Origin of the sequence: Mesorhizobium sp. M2A.F.Ca.ET.039.01.1.1, assembly GCF_003998035.1 — a bacterium.
In the GTDB taxonomy this organism is placed as follows: Bacteria; Pseudomonadota; Alphaproteobacteria; order Rhizobiales; family Rhizobiaceae; genus Mesorhizobium.
On the sequence record NZ_RZRY01001229.1, the window covers coordinates 1 to 1,118 of the forward strand.

General features: G+C 61.6%; 1 protein-coding gene and 2 pseudogenes. All 3 read left to right on the forward strand.

Annotated features, from left to right (window positions below; all coding sequences use genetic code 11):
- Window positions 1–361 (forward strand): annotated as a pseudogene (locus EOA24_RS38845) (hypothetical protein); the annotation flags it as partial.
- Between the two features lie 194 nt (window positions 362–555).
- The gene (locus EOA24_RS38850) at window positions 556–984 is read left to right on the forward strand and encodes a MerR family transcriptional regulator (RefSeq protein ID WP_126078376.1); all 429 of its coding nucleotides are present in this window, start codon (window positions 556–558) and stop codon (window positions 982–984) included.
- Window positions 920–1,118: pseudogene (locus EOA24_RS42625) on the forward strand (carboxymuconolactone decarboxylase family protein); the annotation flags it as partial. The gene EOA24_RS38850 and the pseudogene EOA24_RS42625, both read left to right, overlap by 65 nt.

Below are 1,118 nucleotides of genomic sequence, written 5' to 3' on the forward strand. Positions count from 1 at the left end.
CTTCCAGACCGCACTTGCCGATGCGCTGGAGATCGACTTCGCGACGGCCCGCTCGGTGACCGGGCAGTCGGGTTATGCCGCATTGCTTGCGGCGCTGCGCGCCCTCGACCTCAGCGAGGACAGAGCCTTCCTGATCGCGGTCGCGGTCTATCCCGGCGAGTTCCCGCACCCGCAGGCGATCCGGCTGTTCCTCGACCGCTACCGGCTGCTGCACCGCGAGGCGGCGCTGGACAAGGTGCGCGCCTGGAAGGCGGAGACCCTTTCGCGTGCCATCCGCGACAAAGCGGCCGACACGATCGGTGGCGAGCGACGCGACGCGTCGAACGGCGACGACGCGAGCTCCAGCCTCAAGGCATCCTGACCGGCTTCAAGCGCCTCGCGCTTGAAAGGATTAAGGGGATGCGCTTTAAGCATTCGTTTTATCAGCTAAAATCAACGATCAGATGTCGTCGCGAAAGTTAGCATTTCCGCGACACGACGAAGTGACACAGCCTCTTGACTTAGAGCTCACTCTAACTCGTAGCTTTCTGCGCGTCGTGACGAAAGAAGAGCGTGATGAAGATTGGCGAGCTGGCGAAGCGTTCGGGACTGTCTGCCTACACCATCCGTTACTACGAGCGGATCGGGCTGCTTCCCCATGCCGACAGGGACCAATCGGGCCAACGTGACTACGACGTATCAATCCTGACCTGGATAGAATTTCTCGATCGCCTCAAAACGACAGGGATGCCTATTCGGGAAATGCTGCGTTACGCGGCCTTGCGGGAGCGCGGCGTCAACACGGAAGCGGAGCGCGGCGCGTTGCTCGAGCAGCACCGCGAGCGTGTCCGTGCGCATCTGGCCAAACTGCAAGCCTGCCTTCTCGTCCTCGACACCAAGATTGCCGGATATGCCGGCGTTGAAAAGAGGATGAAGGACTATGACGCATCAATCCCCGAACGTCAGCGAAAGCCGGCTGGAACGCGGCAAGCGGGCGCTCGCTGAAATAGATGGCGAAGCCGGCCGCAATGTCATCGCCGCCCTGGCGGACATTGCCCCCGATTTCGCGAACTACGTGTTCGAGTTCTCGTTTGGCGACATCTACAGCCGCCCCGGCCTCGATCTGCGCGCCCGTGAGA

Excerpts from the sequence above, each read along its gene's own strand:
- EOA24_RS38850 (WP_126078376.1), top strand. The coding sequence starts at position 556 with ATGAAGATTGGCGAGCTGGCGAAGCGTTCGGGACTGTCTGCCTACACC.